Origin of the sequence: Haliea sp. (genome assembly GCF_040221975.1) — a bacterium.
Taxonomy (GTDB): domain Bacteria; phylum Pseudomonadota; class Gammaproteobacteria; order Pseudomonadales; family Halieaceae; genus Haliea.
The window spans coordinates 26,355-44,390 of the sequence record NZ_JAVJWR010000033.1; the positions used below are offsets into that span (position 1 = coordinate 26,355).

The window sequence follows — 18,036 nt, forward strand, 5'->3', positions numbered from 1 at the left end:
CCCATCCAGCAACCACTTTTAATGAGCTAGCAAAGGAGGATCAATGAACCTTAAATACATAGAAGGGCTTGGTAATCAGCATCAGACCGAGGCCCACAAAGGAGCGCTTCCCAAGGGAAGAAATTCGCCTCAACGTGCTCCCTTGGGACTCTACGCAGAAAAGTTCAGCGCCACGGCCTTTACTGCTCCCAGAGCTCAAAATTATCGAAGCTGGTTCTACCGCATACAGCCATCCGTTGTACGAGTTGGATTTAGGCCACTCGAGGGTATCAATTTGCAAACAGCGCCATTTTCAAGTGTGCCGCTGTATCCCGACCCACTTCGCTGGAGCCCATTTGAAATTGGTAGCGCACCCAAAGATTTCCTGGACGGCCTGTTTACGCTTGCTGCGTGTGGTGATGCTGCTGCGCAGCAAGGTGCTGGCATTCATTTGTATTGCGCAAATAAGTCGATGGGCACGAGATACTTTCAAAATTCTGATGGAGAACTATTGATAGTTCCACAAACCGGCAAGCTTGTTATTCATACGGAATGCGGAATACTCGAAGTTGAACCCGGCTGGATAGCTGTGATACCGCGAGGTATCGCATTCCGCGTCGACCTGCCAGACGGCCCCGCGAGGGGTTATGTATGTGAAAACTATGGCATGGCTTTTCAACTGCCTGAGCTTGGTCCCATCGGTAGTGATGGCCTGGCAAACCCAAGAGACTTTGAAATTCCGGTGGCGGCCTATGAGGACCAATCGGGTGAATTCGAATTAGTGTGCAAGTTGGGCGGTGAGTTTTTTGTGACCGACTTGTCTCATTCACCCTTGGATGTCGTTGCCTGGCATGGGCGTGTATATCCTTATCGATACGAATTGAATCGCTTTAACGTGATCGGATCCATTAGTTATGACCATCCCGATCCGTCCATATTTACCGTACTAACCTCGCCATCCGATTCACCGGGTTGGGCAAGCTTGGATTTCGTAATATTCCCACCCCGCTGGCTTGTGATGGAAGATACCTTCAGGCCGCCCTGGTACCACCGAAATATTATGTCGGAGTTTATGGGTCTTGTGAAAGGAGTGTATGACGCTAAACCCGGTGGAGGATTCGACCCAGGCGGTTCCAGTTTGCACCATTGCATGGTTCCCCACGGTCCGGATCGCGAGGCCTATCGAAATGCGGCCTCGGCTGAACTGGAGCCCTTTCCGCCACAGGACACCATGGCATTCATGTTTGAGTCGAGGTATTTGATCAAGCCGACCGATTTCGCACTGCACGCGCCTGAACGGCAGAAAGATTATGCAGATGTCTGGTTAAATTTGGACAGGAACTTTGCAACATTAAGATAGTGACTCCATCTCAATCAATTCAAGGCAGTTGATGGGTAGAGCGCCCCGTAGACGTGGCGTTTTTCCTGCATGGGCAGAATAGATGTTCTACAAATAGAGGGTATTCAATGCCATTAAAAAATACTGTTGAGGCATACGGCTCTGTTGCGAAGTTCCTACATTGGATAACAGCACTGCTTTTTCTGGTTTCGTATTGCAGCGTTTACTTCCGACAATGGTTTACGGAACTTGGATCGGACCTGAATTGGACGGCGTTACAAATTCACTTATCTTGCGGTGTATCGCTGGGGGTTATTGTGTTTCTTCGCATTTACTGGCGAATAATCAACCGAAATCCCGACCCCGAGCCCGGCGGGTATTGGGAGCATCGTGCTGCGGCGATTGGCCACTACTCGTTATATGCTGTAATGATTCTGCTTCCCGTTACCGGATACATGGGTACAGGTGTGCAGACAGAGTTTTTCGCCATGTTTGATATTCCCCGTTTTGCAGATACTAGGATTTTCCAGGTACTAATCGAGCAAAATCTAGGCATGACGTTTGAAGCCTTTGAGCCACCGGTTGACTTCATCCACAAAGAGATTCTTGGCGCTTGGGTGGCATGGATTCTTATTTCAGGACACGTCGCTGCGGCGATGTACCATCATTTGGTGAAGAAAGACAATACGGTTTATAAAATGACAAGCAGTTCCAGCTAGTGCGCATCCGGAAACTCTAATGATCTGATATTAAAGGAAAAATACTTCAAAGACATAAGAAATCCCTGTAATGACCCAGTGAACTTCTGCTCAGGTATTATCTTGTGAAAGGAGATACCGAAGAGCATGGAAATGGACGAAGAGATCAAACAGTGGACAGCCCGGAGGAGGTCTGCGCTGGTAATGGAAAACATCCAAGGGACGACTACCGGGGCAGAGGCCAGTCGGCAGTACGACCTTAGGCCTTCTGAGGTTGAAGATTGGCTGGACGATGCCAAGCGGGGCATGGGGAGCGCGCTCAAGGCTCGGCCAGAAGACATCCGGGAGCAGTACGACCGGCAACTCAACGAGCTACAGGAGGCGTATGGCGAGGCCATGCTGGAGCTCCGCGCGCGAAAAAAGTTGGAATCTCTGCTGGGCAAGGACGACAGCTGATTCTCTCGATCCAGTAGGGAATGGCCGAAGACGGCCACTGCGTATCGATCAGCCAGCTGTGTCGCTGGTTTGATGTGCCGCGAGGACAGTGTATTACCGCCTTCGCAAGGCGCTGCCCAAGGTGAATCCAGCCCTGGTGGCTCCGATCAAGGCTCGAGCAATGTGTCCATCGTCATCGTTTCGAATCACAGCAGCCTGCTAACGGGTGGCAACCTACTTACTGGCATTCCAAATCGGTCTCGCACATATGGGATAGATGTAACCAAACGGTTTTAGTGGCGGGGGATTTCGTTCGTTTAATGGCGCTGCGAGTCATTGCGGGAATGGCTCCTGCGAAACTCGCTCGCAGACATTCCGAATGTCTTGCGGAAGGCAGCAGCAAATTGGGATGGGACACTGATGCCGCAACTGGCCGCAATCTCGCCGACGGAAAGTCTGGCCTTGGATGGATCCGTGAGTCGCTCTGCCGCAATCGCCATGCGCGTTTTTACCAAGGTGGATTGAAAACTCGTATGTCGTTTGGTGAATGCCCGCTGCAGTGTGCGTACGGAAACCCCGACCGCACTGGCTGCCTCACCTATTTTTATGGATGGTCTATCGATGTTACGTTCTATCCAGTCGATAACTATATCGGCTGGGTCGGCGGTGTTGATCACCTTACGCGACTCTGGGGCAACTGGTTTGAAGGTGGCGCGAATCAGGTTGCGCAATGCCGGCTTGATTTCCTCGAGGTAGGCACATTTGTCCTCCAGGAAGAGGCTGGAACACAAACCTCGCAGCGCCCCGCCTAGCACGGCGCCGCTGCCGGAATAGGCACTTACCGCCTTGTTTTCCTGTATTGCGCAGGCACCAAAATCCGTAAGCTCACTGGTCTCGATAACCACGACGAGATAGCGAAAATTCCCAGCAAAGCGTAGTTCGTAATGTTGGGGACTGCGAAACAGAATCAGTTGTCCCAGCTTGACCACAGGGACATCAGGCGAGGCACCGCTGGAAACTACGCCGGACATCATGAAGATAAGTGATGTATAACGCTGCAGGCTCTCCAGGCCCGGAGAATCATAATGGAGCTCCACCAGGCCGTTGCCGGTCATTAGTGAGAAGAGCCAGCCGCCGCACTCTATGGACTGTGCATCGAATTCACTGTCATCGCCGAGACGGCTAAGGCGCGCCGAGTTTTTGATATGAGCGAGGAGTTCCCAGACAGAGTCCTGTTCATGTTTGCGCATGCTGATCGGTTCCAATGATTCCAAAACATTGTAGAAGTGATAGGTCGAATCAATTAAAAATGGCGCAATTGTGCAATGTAACGGCGTGTTTATATCTTATTTGGCGTAATAATGTAAAGACAGAGAGGCATCCTTCAGCCACGATTGGGCTTGTATAGTCGAGTAATCGGGTAACTTGCCGGGTGATCCGGATACTGTGTGTTGAGCACTGTTTTCACAATGGTATGTAAGGAGATTTGATCATGACTGATGATGTCACCAATTTGGTAAATACGACATCCAGTGAGTCACGCTTTCAGCGTGGCAAGCGATTTGTGCCCCAGGGAGTAAACGGTTACGACGAGAACTGGTATCCCATATGCCTGGCCAAGGAGGTGAAGCCTGGGAAGTTGCACGGCTTTAAATACCTCAACGGGAAGGTTATTGTTTTTCGCACTCACGATGGCAAGGCGCAGGTATTGAGCGCCTACTGTCGACATCTCGGGGTAGACCTCAGTGAGGGTAGCGTAGTCGGATCCACTATCCGCTGCCCTTACCATCACTGGGATTACGATCAAACGGGTCAGTGCGTAAAAACCGCGATCGGTGCGGAACCACCACCACGGGCCAAATTGTTTGAATTTCCCACCCGGGAATCGTTTGGTCTGATCTGGGCGTATAATGGGGAGGAACCCGGTTACGATCTTCCGGTATTTCCCGTTCCGGAACATGAACTGGAATATATCGTGTGCCGGGCCTCCGAGGTCCCAATGGATCCATTCATGTTATTTTCCAATACCATGGATCTGCAGCATCTTATTTCATTGCACAAGGCGAAGTTTGATTCGCTGCCGGATAAGTTCGAAGTTGGTGAGCGAACCATATCTTATAGCCAGGCCATGTCTATGCCGAAGTTGGGCCATTCTACTCAGCAGGTAACCTGCCATGGTACCAACTGCATCACCCTTGTATCGGAGGTCAAGGGGCGCGAAACGTTTATGATGTCTGCCGGCCTGGCGATCCGTGGCCCGCTCACCAAAACGTTCAATGTGTCTGCAACCCGTCGCACTGAGGCCTCAACCTGCGGTTCAGTTTTGTCGCAAATGCGGGAGAGATTGGCAATCCGGGCACACATTAAACTGGTAGATGCCTTCGGCAAACGGCTTAATGCAGAAGACGATCCAATCTTTCGGACCATGAGCCCGCGCATGGACCGATTGGCGGGTAATGCAGATAAGGCGCTGAAAACGTATTTCGATTTCGCCACCAGTTATCCGCGTTCCACTATCGCACAGGACCTGATATGTAATGATTATCGCGACGGAGCGCAGCGTATCGAAGTGGTCTAATCGGCAGCGGGCTTTATTCGCCCGCTATTGGTGGGGTGAGTAAAGCTGGCCGAACTGCTTCACCAGTAGCAGGCTCATAACAACCATTCCAATAGCGAACGCCAGAGTCGCCCCGGTCAGACCGAGCTTGAAGGTGCCAGCCTGCAACAACAGGAATCCAGCCGCAATATTACCTAGCGCCCACAGTACGTTCACCTTAGGTGAAGACTCACCTTTGCCCGGTGGTACGGAGAAGGGGCTCGGAAATTTGCGACCGGTAAGTCCCATCACATAATGGGGTATGGCATTGGTAATCAAGATGCCGGCAAATAGGTAAGCTAAAAAATGGTACCAGGCCACGTGTTCTCTCCTGTAGTTGGCGAAGCGATCAAATCTCGAATGTAGTCCTATAATAATGTCAGACAATATATATTTGCAAGCACTGCTGTCCCATAAGTTGGAATTAAAAAAGGCTTAAATCTCAACAAGTTGTCACAATGGGTGTGCGATCAAACACTGTAGAAACAGGGAGATTCAAGCTTTGGCACATCATAATGCGGTCTTCGCACAGTTGCTGAAATTTGTTTCGAGACATGAGTTTGACTCCCTCGCCAACCGTCACCATGAGGGTCAAAAACTACGCAAGATGTCGCGGTGGTCACAGTATGTCGCCCTCTGCCCGGCTCAGGTTGCCGGCTGAATCACCTCTGTCTTGTACAGGCCGTTGATCGTCTCTGCTAAGGCGTTGTCACAAGAACCCCCCCGGCTGCCAACGGAGTACTCCCAACATCTTGCTCGGTCTGGCGTACCCATTTGCGCAGTGTCTTCGCTGTGCAACCGACTTTTACAGCGACCGAATTCATCGCTAAAGAGATTCTGCCAACGCTGCTGGACTATGCGGGCATTGCTGATCATCAAGATTCGTTTAGTGGGCGATCTGCATATCCATTTGAGGGTCGCTCAATGCGACCCATGTTACGATCAGAGTCGGAGACAGTTCACGGCTATCGTGTGTCAATCGGGCCGGCAGTGGGAGCGTATCGGCGAAGCCCTATCTCGAGCCACCGGGCGGGGAGGGGCCACAGTAAGGGGCGCAGACATCCACAAGTTCCTGAAGGCTCTCATCAATATCGCGGCCGGATGTATCCAGAGCGTAATGTGCGGCCCCATACTGAGGACGGCGCTCTTCCAGTATCAGCTTCAGGTCGTCCATCGCCTCACTGTTGCCCTTTATGGGTCTGAGGTCACCCTGTTCGATCACCCTCGCCATGTGTTCGCCGGGGGAAGCCTGGATCCACACGGTATAAAAAGAGTTGATTACCAGGTTATACGTCTCCCGCTCGGAGACTAGACTACCGCCGGTTTCCAGAATGACCTTGTCATAGGATCCCAGAACATATTCCACCGCCTGCAGCTCTACTTGCCGGTACACATCTTGCCCACCGCGGGAAAATAACTCGGGGATGTCCATGCCTGCCAGGCTTTCTATAACGTTGCCCAGGCGGATAAACGGGATACGCTGGTGCTCGGCGAGTAACCGGCCCAGGGTGGATTTGCCCCCACCGCGCAGGCCCACCAGGGCAATTCCCTTTACATCCCGGGGGGGGTGTTCAAAGTGAGCTGCAAGCAGCTGTCGTGCCTGCACCAACTGCTCTGCCGTCAGGCGTTCCAACAAATGCTGCAACTCAGCCTGCCCTGCAACCGCCTCATTGCTCGAAGGTGGCAGCAGCTCCTGGATGTCCAGATTAAGTGCCTGGGCAACGCGGGACAGCAGGCCAACGGAAATGTTGGCCTGGCCGGACTCCACCTGGGCGAGATAGCGTTGGGAAATGTCCGAGTGCCGTGATAAATCCTTGCGGGTCATACCGCGGCGTGCGCGCGCCCCCCTGACACGCTGTCCAATGGCCGTGATATAAGCGTCGATGTCCTGATACTCACCCATCCGAGGCGAGGACTCAGTTGTGCGTTCTCCCAACGCGGCTGAATCGCGCTTTACGCTCACAGCAGTAATTCCAATATATGCATTATAATGCCTTTACTTGACGATCTGATTGAAGTAGTATTTTTAGTTGCATTAAAGTGCCTATTACAATAGCAAATAAGGCACATCTATTATACCTAGGTGAAGTGTACCCATGGCCACAGTTGATAGATTCCAGCAGTTACTGTCTGACTTGTCTCGGGAAATCGCCGGCAAGCAACTCGATGAAAGCCTTGAAGTCTTTCTCAATCGCGATTTTCCCCCCGGAGGCGAAACCTTTGATAACATCCGGGCGGCTTGCGAGGCGGGAATTGCAGCGGGTTGGCTGTGCGACAGGGAGGCTGGCGGACTGCGCTTCGGTCGCGTGATCAAGCCTGGCCCGGCAACCCATGGCTTTAGTGTCGACGTGGTCCTCATGAGAGAGTGTGTTGGCCCTCACCATGCCCACCCCAGAGGCGAGATCGATATGATCATGCCGGTGGACCCCGGTGCGCGTTTTGATGATCGTCCCGAGGGCTGGCTGGTCTACAGCGATACCACTGCCCATTCACCCACAGTCACCGGGGGCGAGGCTATTGTGCTGTACCTGCTGCCAGAAGGTGCTATCGAGTTCACTCGCCCATGAGTTTGCGTGGCAGTTACAACGCCGCCAGCGACCTGATTCAGCGTAACCTGGATGCGGGTCGGGCAGACAAAATCGCGTTTATCGATGACCGCGGCAGTTACACCTATGCAGAGCTCGACCAGATGTCCTCCGCGTTCGCTAACGTTTTGGTGGCCAGGGGCCTACAGATGGAGCAGCGAATCCTGTTGTGTCTGCACGACTCGATTCATTTCCCGGTAGCGTTTCTGGGAGCAATTAAGGCAGGCATAGTACCGGTGGCCGTCAATACCCTGCTGACCGTAAAAGACTACCGCTATATGTTGCAGGACAGTCGAGTGAGGCTGGCGGTGGTGTCCGCTCCACTGTTGCCCACAATGCAGCAAGCGGGGGAGTCCTCGCCATTTCTCGATTACTTTATCGTATCCGGTGAGGAATCTCCGGGCGACCACGATATGGACACTCTGTTGGCCTCGGCATCGAACGAGTTCGAGGTAGCTTCAACCACCGCTGATGATATGTGTTTCTGGCTCTATTCATCCGGCTCTACCGGTTCCCCTAAAGGTACCGTGCACAAGCACTCCAGCTTGTTGCTGACTGCCGAGAATTACGCGATCCCCATCCTCGACATTGGTGAGGATGATTTGGTGTTCTCCGCAGCCAAGCTGTTCTTCGCGTACGGGCTTGGTAATGCGCTGACCTTTCCGCTGGCGGTAGGGGCTACTTCATTGCTGATGACGGACCGCCCCACGCCGGAATCCGTGTCGGAGCGTCTGCTGAAATATCAGCCTACTATTTTTTTCGGTGTGCCTACTCTGTATGCCGCGATGCTGGCCAGCACAGACCTGCCGCTGCCCTCGAAAGTGAATCTGCGTTGCTGCGTGTCGGCAGGGGAGGCCCTGCCGGAAGAAATCGGCCGCCAGTGGAGCAATCGTTTCGGCATTGACCTGCTTGACGGGATCGGTTCAACAGAAATGCTGCATATCTTTCTCAGCAACCGTCCAGGGTCTGTACGCTACGGCACCACGGGCCGGCCTGTGCCTGGTTACGAGTTGCGGATTGTCAATGAGGAGGGGGCGTCGGTGAGCTCTGGAGAGATCGGCGAGCTACAGATTAAAGGGTCTACCGGGGCACTGTTCTACTGGAACTCCCGGGAGAAGTCAGTCCATACCTTCCAGGGTCATTGGGTCCGCAGTGGCGACAAGTACTGGCAGGATGAGGAGGGGTATTTCATCTACGCCGGCCGCAGTGATGACATGCTCAAAGTCGGCGGGATCTACGTCTCGCCCATCGAGATAGAGGGGGTGTTGATGGAGCATGCTGCCGTGCTCGAGGCGGCCGTGATCGGACGCGAGGACGCGGGTGCTTTGATCAAGCCGGTGGCCTATATCGTGCTAAAGCCGGGTCTAGACGGTAGCGATGCCCTGGCAGCTGAGTTGAAATCCCATGTGAAAAGCCGACTGGCACCCTACAAGTACCCCCGCTGGATAGAGTTCATGGACGAATTGCCCAAAACCGCGACCGGGAAAATACAACGATTCAAGCTGCGCGCCCTGGGCTAGACGGCACGCGTCGATATTTGCTCCGAATAATGATATATAATGCTTTCATCATACGAAATATGCAATATAATACACCATTAGAACCGCGCACTTGGAGATTCGCCTTACAATGATTGATTTTCGCACCCATCCGAACAATTACGCCCACTGGCGCCTGGAGTTTGATGGCGAAGTAGCCTACCTCACCATGGACGTGGCCGAAGCTGGCGGAGTGTTTCCAGGGTACGAGTTGAAGATGAATTCTTACGATATCGGTGTAGATATTGAGCTCTCCGATGCGGTACAGCGCCTGCGTTTTGAGCACCCGGAGGTGAAGTCGGTGGTAATGCGCTCGGGCAAGGAGCGAATTTTTTGTGCAGGCGCCAACATCCGGATGCTGGGCGGCTCGCCTCACGGCCACAAGGTCAACTTCTGTAAATTCACCAATGAAACACGTAACTCGATAGAGGATGCCACCGAGTTTTCCGGTCAGCGTTATCTCTGTGCGGTGAATGGCACGGCTGCCGGGGGTGGCTACGAACTCGCTCTGGCAACGGATTACATCATGCTGGTGGATGATGGCAACGCCTCAGTATCTCTCCCAGAGGTTCCGTTGTTGGCGGTGCTTCCTGGTACTGGCGGTTTAACTCGGTTGGTAGACAAGCGCAAGGTGCGCCGAGACCTGGCTGATGTTTTTTGCAGTGTGGAGGAGGGCGTGCGGGGGCAGCGGGCTGTGGAGTGGCGGCTGGTGGATGAAGTTGCACCTAGCTCCAGGTTTGCCGAGACAGTTAAAGCCCGGGCTGCCGAGTTTGCCGCTAAGTCCTCTCGGCCCACCGCTGCCAGCAGTTTTGAGTTGAGCAGGATCGAGCGAGAGATGGAGGACGATCATATCCGCTATTCGAACGTGATTGTCGATCTGGATCGGCAACTGCGCACGGCGACCATTACACTGCTGGGCCCTGTGGCGGCTGCGCCCGACGGCGTGGACGATATCCTGGCCCAGGCCTGTGACTTCTGGTCCTTGGCGGTAGTGCGGGAACTGGACGATGCGATCCTGCACCTGCGCCTGAACGAGCCCGAACTGGGTACCCTGATTTTCAAGACCCGTGGCGACGGCGAACGGGTATTGGGCTACGACCGGCTGCTGTTGGCCAACCGCGACAACTGGCTGGCCAACGAAATTCTGCTGTACTGGAAGCGCTTGCTGAAGCGGGTGGACGTGACATCGCGCTCCCTGATCAGCCTGATAGACCCGGGTAGCTGCTTTGCTGGCACACTGGCGGAGCTGGTGTTTGCCGCGGACCGCAGTTACATGCTGGACGGGCAGTTTGAAGATGATGATGCCCCTGCGGCCCTGTTGCAACTCGGAGAGGCCAGTTTCGGTCCCTTTCCCATGGGCAATGGCCTGACCCGTCTGCAAACCCGGTTTCTGGGGGAGCCAGAGAGTGTCACTGCCGCACAGGCGCTAGTGGGACATCCACTGGTGGCTAAGGCTGCCCTGGATGTCGGGCTATTGACGTATGCACCGGACGATATCGATTGGGAAGACGAGTTGCGACTGTTCCTGGAGGAACGCGCAAGCTTTTCCCCCGACGCCATGATCGGGATGGAGGCGAACTTGCGATTTCCCGGGCCAGAAACCATGGAAACAAAGATATTTGGGCGCCTGTCAGCGTGGCAGAACTGGATTTTCCAGCGCCCGAACTCAGTTGGCACCAAGGGGGCGCTCAAGCTGTACGGCAGCGGTACCCGCCCGGAATATGACCTGGAGAGAGTGTAAGTTATGAATCAGCCGATACAGGAAGTGAACTACGACGATCTAATCCCCAATAATGTCGAGCTTGCTTCGGACCGACGTCTCAGACGAGCGCTGGAAGAGTGGCATCCGGGCTTTATCGACTGGTGGAAAGACATGGGACCGGAAGGTTTCCAGAACGCTGAGGTCTATCTGCGCACAGCGGTAGGTGTGGATCCAAAAGGCTGGGCGGTGTTCGATCATGTAAAAATGCCTGAGTATCGCTGGGGTATTCTGCTCGCCAACCAGGAAGAGGGCCGCACCATCCCTTTCGGTAAGCACAAGGGTGAACCGGCTTGGCAGGAGGTGCCAGGCGAGTACCGCTCTTTGCTGCGCCGACTGCTGGTGATTCAGGGCGATACGGAGCCCGCGTCGGTTGAACAACAGCGTCACCTCGGAATGACCGCACCTTCGCTTTATGACATGCGCAACCTGTTTCAGGTCAATGTGGAGGAGGGGCGCCACCTTTGGGCCATGGTCTACCTTCTACAAAAGTATTTTGGGCGCGACGGTCGCGAGGAGGCAGAGGGTCTGTTACAGCGCCGCTCTGGAAACGAGGATCGCCCTCGCATTCTTGGCGCGTTCAATGAGGCTACACCTGATTGGTTGTCATTCTTCATGTTTACATATTTTACCGACCGCGATGGAAAGATGCAGTTGGAAGCTCTGGCTCAATCCGGTTTTGACCCGCTGTCGCGTACCTGCCGGTTCATGCTCACCGAGGAAGCACATCATATGTTCGTGGGTGAGACTGGTGTTGGCCGCACCATTCAGCGCACCTGTGAAGCGATGGTCGAAGCCGGGATAAATGATGTCAATGATATCGAGAATGTGCGCAAGTTGGGCGTGATCGATCTGCCCACGATACAGAAAAAGCTCAACTTCCACTTCGCTGTAACCTTGGACCTATTTGGTGCAGAGGTGTCCACAAATGCTGCAGCTGCCTTCGAGGCTGGAATCAAGGGTCGCTTCCAGGAGACCAAGATCGAAGACGACCATCAGTTGCACAGTGCCACTTATCCGGTCATCAGGTGTATTGAAGGCAAGTTCACGACGGTGGAGGAGCCTGCGTTAAATGCGCTTAATGCACGCCTGCGTGACGATTACGTGGTCGATGCGCAAGGCGGTGTTGGCCGCTGGAACAAGATCATCGCCAAGACCGGTATCGAGTTTGAACTCGCCCTACCACACATCGCATTCAACAGGGCAGTGGGCGAGTTTTCCGATCTTTCAGTGACTCCCGCAGGGGAAGTCATCGATGCCGGTACCTGGGAGAACTCTCGCGATGAGTACCTCGCGTCCGGCAGTGATCTTGCGTTCATCAATTCACTGATGATTTCAGAAACCTCGCCGGGTAAGTATGCTAGCTGGATTGCAGAGCCGAAGGTGGGTATTGATCGCAAGCCCGGAGACTTCGAGTATGTGAAATTGCACGAGTGTTAGGATACTGGACAACGGGAATATGCAGCCGACACGACAGCACCTGATTGATCCGGAAATATGTATTCGCTGCAACACCTGCGAAGAAACCTGCCCGGTAAATGCCATTACCCACAATGCCGATAATTATGTGGTGGATGCGTCCAAGTGTAATTTTTGCCTTGACTGCATTTCACCCTGTCCCACGGGCTCGATCGACAATTGGCGTGTGGTGGAACGCAGTTATTCGCTGGAAGAACAGTTAGAGTGGGAGGATTTGCCTGAACAACTGGAGATCGTAGAGGATTCCGGTGACCGGGATGAAGCCCTGGAACTGGAGGTTCAGAACCTGTTGCAGCAAGCACATGCAGGCCAGGGTGGGCGATCGGTACGTCCCGTCTCTGCCTCGGAACCCTATATCAATCTATTTTCCAGAACTGAACCTCTGGTTGGGCGGGTGGCTGGCAACTATACGATCACCAACTCGGAGACCGAATCCGATATTCACCATATCGTGCTTGATTTCGGTGCCTCTGCCTTCCCGGTACTGGAGGGTCAAAGTATCGGTATCGTCCCTCCAGGGCGTGACGAGAGCGGACGCGCTCACCCGATACGTCTGTACTCCGTAGCCAGCCCCCGCAATGGCGAACGCCCCAATCACAACAACCTGTCCCTCACAGTAAAGCGGGTAATCGAGTCAGAATCGGGCGAGAAGATACCAGGCCTTTGCTCAAACTTTTTGTGTGATCTTGTCAAGGGCGATACAGTGGAAGTGACGGGGCCATTTGGCAGTACGTTTCTGATGCCCAATGCCCCCACCGCCAACATTATTATGATTTGTACCGGCACGGGCTCGGCGCCTTTTCGTGCCATGACAGAGCAACGCAGGCGCACCAGGCCACTGGCTGAGGGAAGGCTTATGCTGTTCTTTGGCGCGCGCACGCCAGAGGAGTTGCCGTACTTCGGTCCGCTTAGTAGATTACCCGCCAGTTTTCTTGACAAAGAGCTGGTGTTTTCGCGATTGCCCGGAAAGCCGAAAGAATACGTGCAGGACCGCATGCTCACTCGTTCAGGCGATATTGCGCGGCTTCTGCAGGACGATGAAACTTATGTGTACATCTGCGGCCTGAAGGGAATGGAAGAGGGAGTCGAGGCATCTTTCCAAAAAATCTGCAGCGACAATGCCCTGAATTGGTCGGATTTGATAGCTACCATGCGCTGCACCGGCAGGTACCACTGTGAAACGTATTAAATCTTGTTCTGAATCTATGGAAGGTGGACCAAGGTTTCATGGTGATGCCTTTCCAATGAATTATTTCTACGCCTACACTGCATCAAGGTGCGAATCTTTTCGCTTAGTGACTTTTATTCCAATAGAAGAATATGGGGTTCTACCCAGCTTTTATGGACACTTCAAAGCCCCAACGCCCGCTGATTAAGTCGGGCTTGAGACCCTTCGATCACACCCGCCGTTTCGAGGGCGCGCATGCGACGAAAGCACGGCGATTCCGACAGGCCAACCGCCTCTGCAAGGTCAACGTTTGACATGCGGCCATGCGATTGCAGCTCACGCAGAATGATTCTTTCCACCCTATTCAGCACCAAAGCAAGATTCCTCTCTGTAATTTGGAAAACAAAGCCCAATCCTGCCAAATTGGTTCCTAAGCAGCAACAAATAGCATCTTACTTTCCAGAAGCAAACCGGGGCATAAATATCGCTCAGGGAACAAACGAGCGCACACCCCTCAGCCTGTAGGGCGCTACTGGATTTCGTCCGAATACCCTACTTTCCATTACTCATGCGTAGCGTTCCTTGCGTCGTACCATTTTAATATTGACAAGACCTATTGAAGTAACATACGTTACAAATAATATACTTCTGGAAAAGTGCTATGGATAAAGCGTTAAAGCGAACGAACAGCCAGGTTGCGAAGCAACCAGGTATATATGTCGTGTCGATAAAAGATTCGCCCTGGGTCGAAGCCGGAAAACCTGGCATTTACCAGAAGATTGTTCGTGAGGATGAATTAAAAGGACTATTTCTCGGCTATATTGCGTTTGACCCAATGGTGACGAGCGGCCTTCATCAACATCAGGCAACAGCAATCAGTTATTTTATTGATGGTGGTTTGACTGACTACCAGGGTTCGGCCAGACCTGGCGAGGCTGGAATCAATCTAAAAGGCGCAACCCATGATGCAATAGCTTACAGTCGATCGGTGCTTGTGTCTCGTATGGAGGGCCCTGCCATCTATCCACCAAGTGATGAGCCTTTACACCGTCTCCATGCGGGCGCCCGATACAGCGCGATTACAAATGACAATCCAGAAGCGTTGCCCGATCTGAATATTGATGTCGATAGCGTTTTGGGTCAGCCCACAGCGTGCGGTCACATCTCCCGCCGCATGGTTTTTGATTATGCTCCGATTGGTGGTAAGCAACGTTTTTCGCAGCTGCAATGCCTGCCGGGAGCGCAGAGCACGACGTTCGTTGCCTCGGATAGTATTGAATTCTGGATTCGTGGCGGCGCTTTGATGGTCAATGATTTGCTGGCGTCAGCGGGCGACTTTGTCATCATAGAGCCTGGGACCAGTGTGCGGCTTAAAACAGAATTTGGCGCGCTCTGTCTTGCCTGGGCTGACGGGCCAGCCCCGTGGGAACATGGCAAGGAAATGCCTGATCTCTTTGGCTTTTAAAGCCGCAGATCACTTCGCTATTCCAAGTCGTCATCCTCCGACATGGTTCGGGCATTTGCATGAAAGCGGTTTAAGTAGTCGCGCATCGCCTCTAGCTCATAGGGCTTGAAGCCCTTCTGAAGGCGCTCTTCGCGTAAAGCGCCAGCTGTTGCAATAACATTATAAAGCTGTTTTCCAGCCGCGCTCAGAGACAGCGACATCTCCCGTTTTTTGCCGCTCTGCGGCTGACGAATGACTCGTTTGTGCTTCAATAGGCGGCGAACTGCCCGGGATACCGCCATTTTATCCATGCCTAAATAATATGCCACGTTACTTTGGGAGATCTTGGGATGGAGCGCGATGATGTACATGACCCGCCACTCATTCAAAGAAATATCAAAGCGCTTCTCAAACCACCGGGAGAAAGGCTGAGCCGTTAAGTTAGTCACAGACAGCATTATGAAGTAGATCGATAGCCCTTCGATTGAGTGAGAGTCATTTTTGTTCTGTGTCACAGATGTTTCGTCCAATTGTCTGCCGATGTCCTCATGCGATAGGCCAGGTGAAGCCATGTTTCACAAAGGGGTTGCCAATATAGGTAACGTTTGTTACATTCTAGATGACATTTGTCACTTTAAAAATGCTCAAATGCTCATAGATGTTACATCTAAAAAGGGATGTTCTCATGAAAAATAAAACAACACTACGTATTTATGACCTGCTAAACCCTCTCCACGGAAAAGCTACATCGTTCGCGCTTACTGCTCTCGTTGCTGCCAGTGCCGTTGTTGACGCCTTTGCTCAAACACAGAGCGCTGCCCGCGGTCTGGTTCTTGAGGAGATCACTGTTACGGCTCGTAAAACTACGGAGAGTCTGCAAGATGCCCCTATCTCGATTACAGCCATGACAGGTGACGGGCTAAAGCTTCGTGACATACAAAATGCGGCTGGTATCTCAGATTTCGCGCCAAATGTGAGCTTTGGATTTGGCGGTGGTTCCGGGTCAGGAGCGCAGGCCAATCTTTTCGTTCGCGGCGTTGGTCAAAATGATTTTTCTTTGGTGACGGACCCCGGTGTGGGTCTCTATGTGGATGGTGTTTACTACGCACGCGTCATCGGATCTGCTGTCGACTTGGTGGATGTTGCACGCATCGAAGTTCTGCGTGGCCCACAAGGCACTCTCTTTGGGCGTAATACCATTGGCGGGGCGATTTCCATTACCACTACCGACCCATCGGACGAGTTTGGCGGCGATATTCGCGTCATTGTGGGTGGCGATGAGCGTATAGAGACCTACGGCTCTTTGAACGTCCCGCTGACTGAGGATTTCGGTGTGATTGTCAGCGGGCTTGTGCGCAGTCAAGAAGGGACAGTGATTGACGCGTCCGGGCGGGAATTGGGCGACGACAACGTTCGTGGAGGTCGCATCAAAGCTGTCTGGACGCCTATCGAGAAACTGCGGCTTACGATTAGCTCGGATTACGTGCAGGAGGATGAAGGTGGGCTTGCCGAAGTTACCCTGGCACGCTCGGCTGATGGTAGTGTGGATGGAGGCAACACTGATTATTTCCGTGCTACATCCAGTGCCGCGCAAGGGCCTAATACCAATAGTCTGGACAATTTCGGCCTGGCGCTCACAGCTGACTACAATCTTACGGAAACCCTGGCGATCAAGTCGGTTACTGCTTACCGCGACATAGACGGGGAATTTAACCGCAATCCAGCATCAATCAGCAATTTTTCTTCTGAGGATGTCTACCGGCAATCCCAAATCAGTCAGGAACTGCAACTTCTTGGTGATTATGATTTCGCAAGCTTTGTAGTAGGAGGCTTCGTTTTCCTGGAAGATGGATTTAATACCGCGATCATCGATATTCCACCGTCTCCAGCGCCTTTCCCGCGTGAGGTAGGCGTCACTGATATTTCTAACCGCTCTGTCGCCCTGTTCGCTGAGGCAACTGTCCCCGTAACAGATCACCTAAGAATCATAGCCGGTGTGCGCTATACAGACGAACGTAAAGAAGCCAGTTTTACCAGCGCTAGCGTACCTGGCCGCAGTCCAGGCACAATTGTGGGCGATCCAGTTACCGAGGCTATCGGATTTTCCAACCCACAGTCTTTAGATTTCTCCGAAGTCAATTACCGCGGTATTGTGCAATACGACTTTACGGATTCGCTGAATGCTTATGTCTCGTGGTCAACCGGCTTTAAGAGCGGTGGGTTTAATCAGAGGCTCGTAGGCTTTGCACCTGGCGGCATCGCCATGCCAGACAGTTTCGAGCCAGAGGAAGTAAAATCCTCAGAGCTCGGGGTAAAATTCGACAATGATTTTCTGCGCCTTAACGCTTCGGCGTTTTATACTGATTACACTAACGTTCAAATTTCCGGAGCGCCTCCGGGATCAATTGCAACAGAAACGTTCAACGGCGCAAAGGCAGAAATCTACGGGGTTGAGATCGAAGGTACGATTACGCCTGTCGAAAACCTGTTGATTGATGTTTCAGTCGGTGTACTGGAAGCCAAATACTTGAATGTGGAGGGTACCGGGACGGAAATCACTGAAGATGATGAATTCATTCGCACACCACCGTTCACTGTCGCGATTGGCGGCAGTTATCTATACCCCCTGAATGGGGATCTGGGCTCGATTCGATTGCGCGCAGATGCCTTTGTTTCCGGAGAGCTGTTTTTCGAGCCACAAAATAGAATCGCGACAAATGAAGATGGCTATTCATATGTGAACGCCTCTGTCAGCTGGCTCAGCGTGGATGATGATTGGCAGGTGGTCTTTGGAATCAATAACCTTACAGATGCACGTTATCTTGTCTCCGCTGATGCGAATGCCGCTCTCGGCTACGACCTAGGCACATTTGCAAGGCCGCGCAATTGGTATCTCAGCGTTGAAAAGTCATTTTAATCTCATGTAGGGCTCACTGATTTTGAAGGACTCTTCCGAGTCGGCCTTCGCACGACTAAGGGCAAGTTTTGGTCCCGGGCTGCTTTTTGCTGCCTCTGC

17 protein-coding genes are annotated in these 18,036 nt (G+C 52.9%); 12 read left to right on the plus strand and 5 right to left on the minus strand.

What is annotated here, in order from left to right; all coding sequences use genetic code 11:
• Window positions 1-43 precede the first annotated feature (43 nt).
• The 3 genes from hmgA (at window position 44) to RLO07_RS15200 (ending at window position 2,472) form a co-directional block, all read left to right on the plus strand.
• Window positions 44-1,339 carry a homogentisate 1,2-dioxygenase gene (hmgA, locus tag RLO07_RS15190; RefSeq protein WP_462292989.1) on the plus strand — a complete coding sequence of 432 codons (1,296 nt, stop codon included), beginning with the start codon at window positions 44-46 and terminating at the stop codon, window positions 1,337-1,339.
• A gap of 107 nt (window positions 1,340-1,446) precedes the next feature.
• Window positions 1,447-2,037 carry a cytochrome b gene (locus RLO07_RS15195; RefSeq protein WP_462292990.1) on the plus strand — a complete coding sequence of 197 codons (591 nt, stop codon included), beginning with the start codon at window positions 1,447-1,449 and terminating at the stop codon, window positions 2,035-2,037.
• A gap of 126 nt (window positions 2,038-2,163) precedes the next feature.
• Complete coding sequence (locus RLO07_RS15200; RefSeq protein WP_462292991.1) at window positions 2,164-2,472, plus strand: hypothetical protein; 309 nt, start codon at window positions 2,164-2,166, stop codon at window positions 2,470-2,472.
• Window positions 2,473-2,768: 296 nt separating this feature from the next.
• Here RLO07_RS15200 and RLO07_RS15205 read toward each other — a convergent pair whose 3' ends face one another.
• Window positions 2,769-3,701: a helix-turn-helix transcriptional regulator gene (locus tag RLO07_RS15205; protein ID WP_462292992.1), complete on the minus strand. Its 933-nt coding sequence runs from the start codon at window positions 3,699-3,701 to the stop codon at window positions 2,769-2,771.
• A gap of 242 nt (window positions 3,702-3,943) precedes the next feature.
• On the opposite strand from RLO07_RS15205, the gene RLO07_RS15210 reads away from it, so the two are divergent.
• Complete coding sequence (locus tag RLO07_RS15210) at window positions 3,944-5,029, plus strand: Rieske 2Fe-2S domain-containing protein (RefSeq protein WP_462292993.1); 1,086 nt, start codon at window positions 3,944-3,946, stop codon at window positions 5,027-5,029.
• A gap of 24 nt (window positions 5,030-5,053) precedes the next feature.
• Here the strand turns inward: RLO07_RS15210 and RLO07_RS15215 are convergent, their stop codons facing one another.
• Window positions 5,054-5,368, minus strand: a complete 315-nt coding sequence (locus RLO07_RS15215; RefSeq protein WP_462292994.1) for a hypothetical protein — start codon at window positions 5,366-5,368, stop codon at window positions 5,054-5,056.
• 211 nt (window positions 5,369-5,579) lie between these two features.
• Here RLO07_RS15215 and RLO07_RS15220 point away from each other — a divergent pair, with 211 nt between their 5' ends.
• Window positions 5,580-5,708, plus strand: a complete 129-nt coding sequence (locus tag RLO07_RS15220) for a DUF4372 domain-containing protein (RefSeq protein WP_462293502.1) — start codon at window positions 5,580-5,582, stop codon at window positions 5,706-5,708.
• A gap of 351 nt (window positions 5,709-6,059) precedes the next feature.
• On the opposite strand, the gene RLO07_RS15225 is transcribed toward RLO07_RS15220, so the two are convergent.
• Window positions 6,060-7,010 (minus strand): helix-turn-helix transcriptional regulator, encoded by a 951-nt coding sequence (locus RLO07_RS15225; RefSeq protein ID WP_462292995.1) that lies wholly within the window; start codon window positions 7,008-7,010, stop codon window positions 6,060-6,062.
• 133 nt (window positions 7,011-7,143) lie between these two features.
• Between RLO07_RS15225 and RLO07_RS15230 the strand changes: the two genes are divergently transcribed.
• From RLO07_RS15230 to boxA, 5 genes are all read left to right on the plus strand, one after another.
• A complete protein-coding gene (locus RLO07_RS15230; RefSeq protein WP_462292996.1) occupies window positions 7,144-7,614 on the plus strand; it encodes a 4-hydroxylaminobenzoate lyase in 471 nt (156 codons plus the stop codon).
• Complete coding sequence (locus tag RLO07_RS15235) at window positions 7,611-9,152, plus strand: benzoate-CoA ligase family protein (RefSeq protein ID WP_462292997.1); 1,542 nt, start codon at window positions 7,611-7,613, stop codon at window positions 9,150-9,152. Before RLO07_RS15230 ends, RLO07_RS15235 begins: the two co-directional genes overlap by 4 nt.
• Before the next feature lie 109 nt (window positions 9,153-9,261).
• On the plus strand, window positions 9,262-10,911 hold the full coding sequence (gene boxC / locus RLO07_RS15240; protein WP_462292998.1) for a 2,3-epoxybenzoyl-CoA dihydrolase: 1,650 nt from the start codon (window positions 9,262-9,264) through the stop codon (window positions 10,909-10,911).
• Window positions 10,912-10,914: 3 nt separating this feature from the next.
• Entirely contained in the window at window positions 10,915-12,369 is a 1,455-nt protein-coding gene (gene boxB / locus RLO07_RS15245) for a benzoyl-CoA 2,3-epoxidase subunit BoxB (RefSeq protein WP_462292999.1), read from the plus strand.
• A 19-nt stretch (window positions 12,370-12,388) separates the two neighbouring features.
• Window positions 12,389-13,597 (plus strand): benzoyl-CoA 2,3-epoxidase subunit BoxA, encoded by a 1,209-nt coding sequence (gene boxA, locus RLO07_RS15250; RefSeq protein ID WP_462293000.1) that lies wholly within the window; start codon window positions 12,389-12,391, stop codon window positions 13,595-13,597.
• A 161-nt stretch (window positions 13,598-13,758) separates the two neighbouring features.
• Here boxA and RLO07_RS15255 read toward each other — a convergent pair whose 3' ends face one another.
• On the minus strand, window positions 13,759-13,947 hold the full coding sequence (locus RLO07_RS15255; RefSeq protein WP_462293503.1) for an Lrp/AsnC family transcriptional regulator: 189 nt from the start codon (window positions 13,945-13,947) through the stop codon (window positions 13,759-13,761).
• 290 nt (window positions 13,948-14,237) lie between these two features.
• Between RLO07_RS15255 and RLO07_RS15260 the strand changes: the two genes are divergently transcribed.
• Window positions 14,238-15,041, plus strand: coding sequence for a cupin domain-containing protein (locus RLO07_RS15260; protein ID WP_462293001.1), 804 nt, complete (start codon window positions 14,238-14,240; stop codon window positions 15,039-15,041).
• Window positions 15,042-15,058: 17 nt separating this feature from the next.
• On the opposite strand, the gene RLO07_RS15265 is transcribed toward RLO07_RS15260, so the two are convergent.
• On the minus strand, window positions 15,059-15,535 hold the full coding sequence (locus RLO07_RS15265) for a MarR family winged helix-turn-helix transcriptional regulator (RefSeq protein ID WP_462293002.1): 477 nt from the start codon (window positions 15,533-15,535) through the stop codon (window positions 15,059-15,061).
• A gap of 170 nt (window positions 15,536-15,705) precedes the next feature.
• Between RLO07_RS15265 and RLO07_RS15270 the strand changes: the two genes are divergently transcribed.
• Window positions 15,706-17,937, plus strand: coding sequence for a TonB-dependent receptor (locus RLO07_RS15270; RefSeq protein ID WP_462293003.1), 2,232 nt, complete (start codon window positions 15,706-15,708; stop codon window positions 17,935-17,937).
• Window positions 17,938-18,036: the final 99 nt, after the last annotated feature.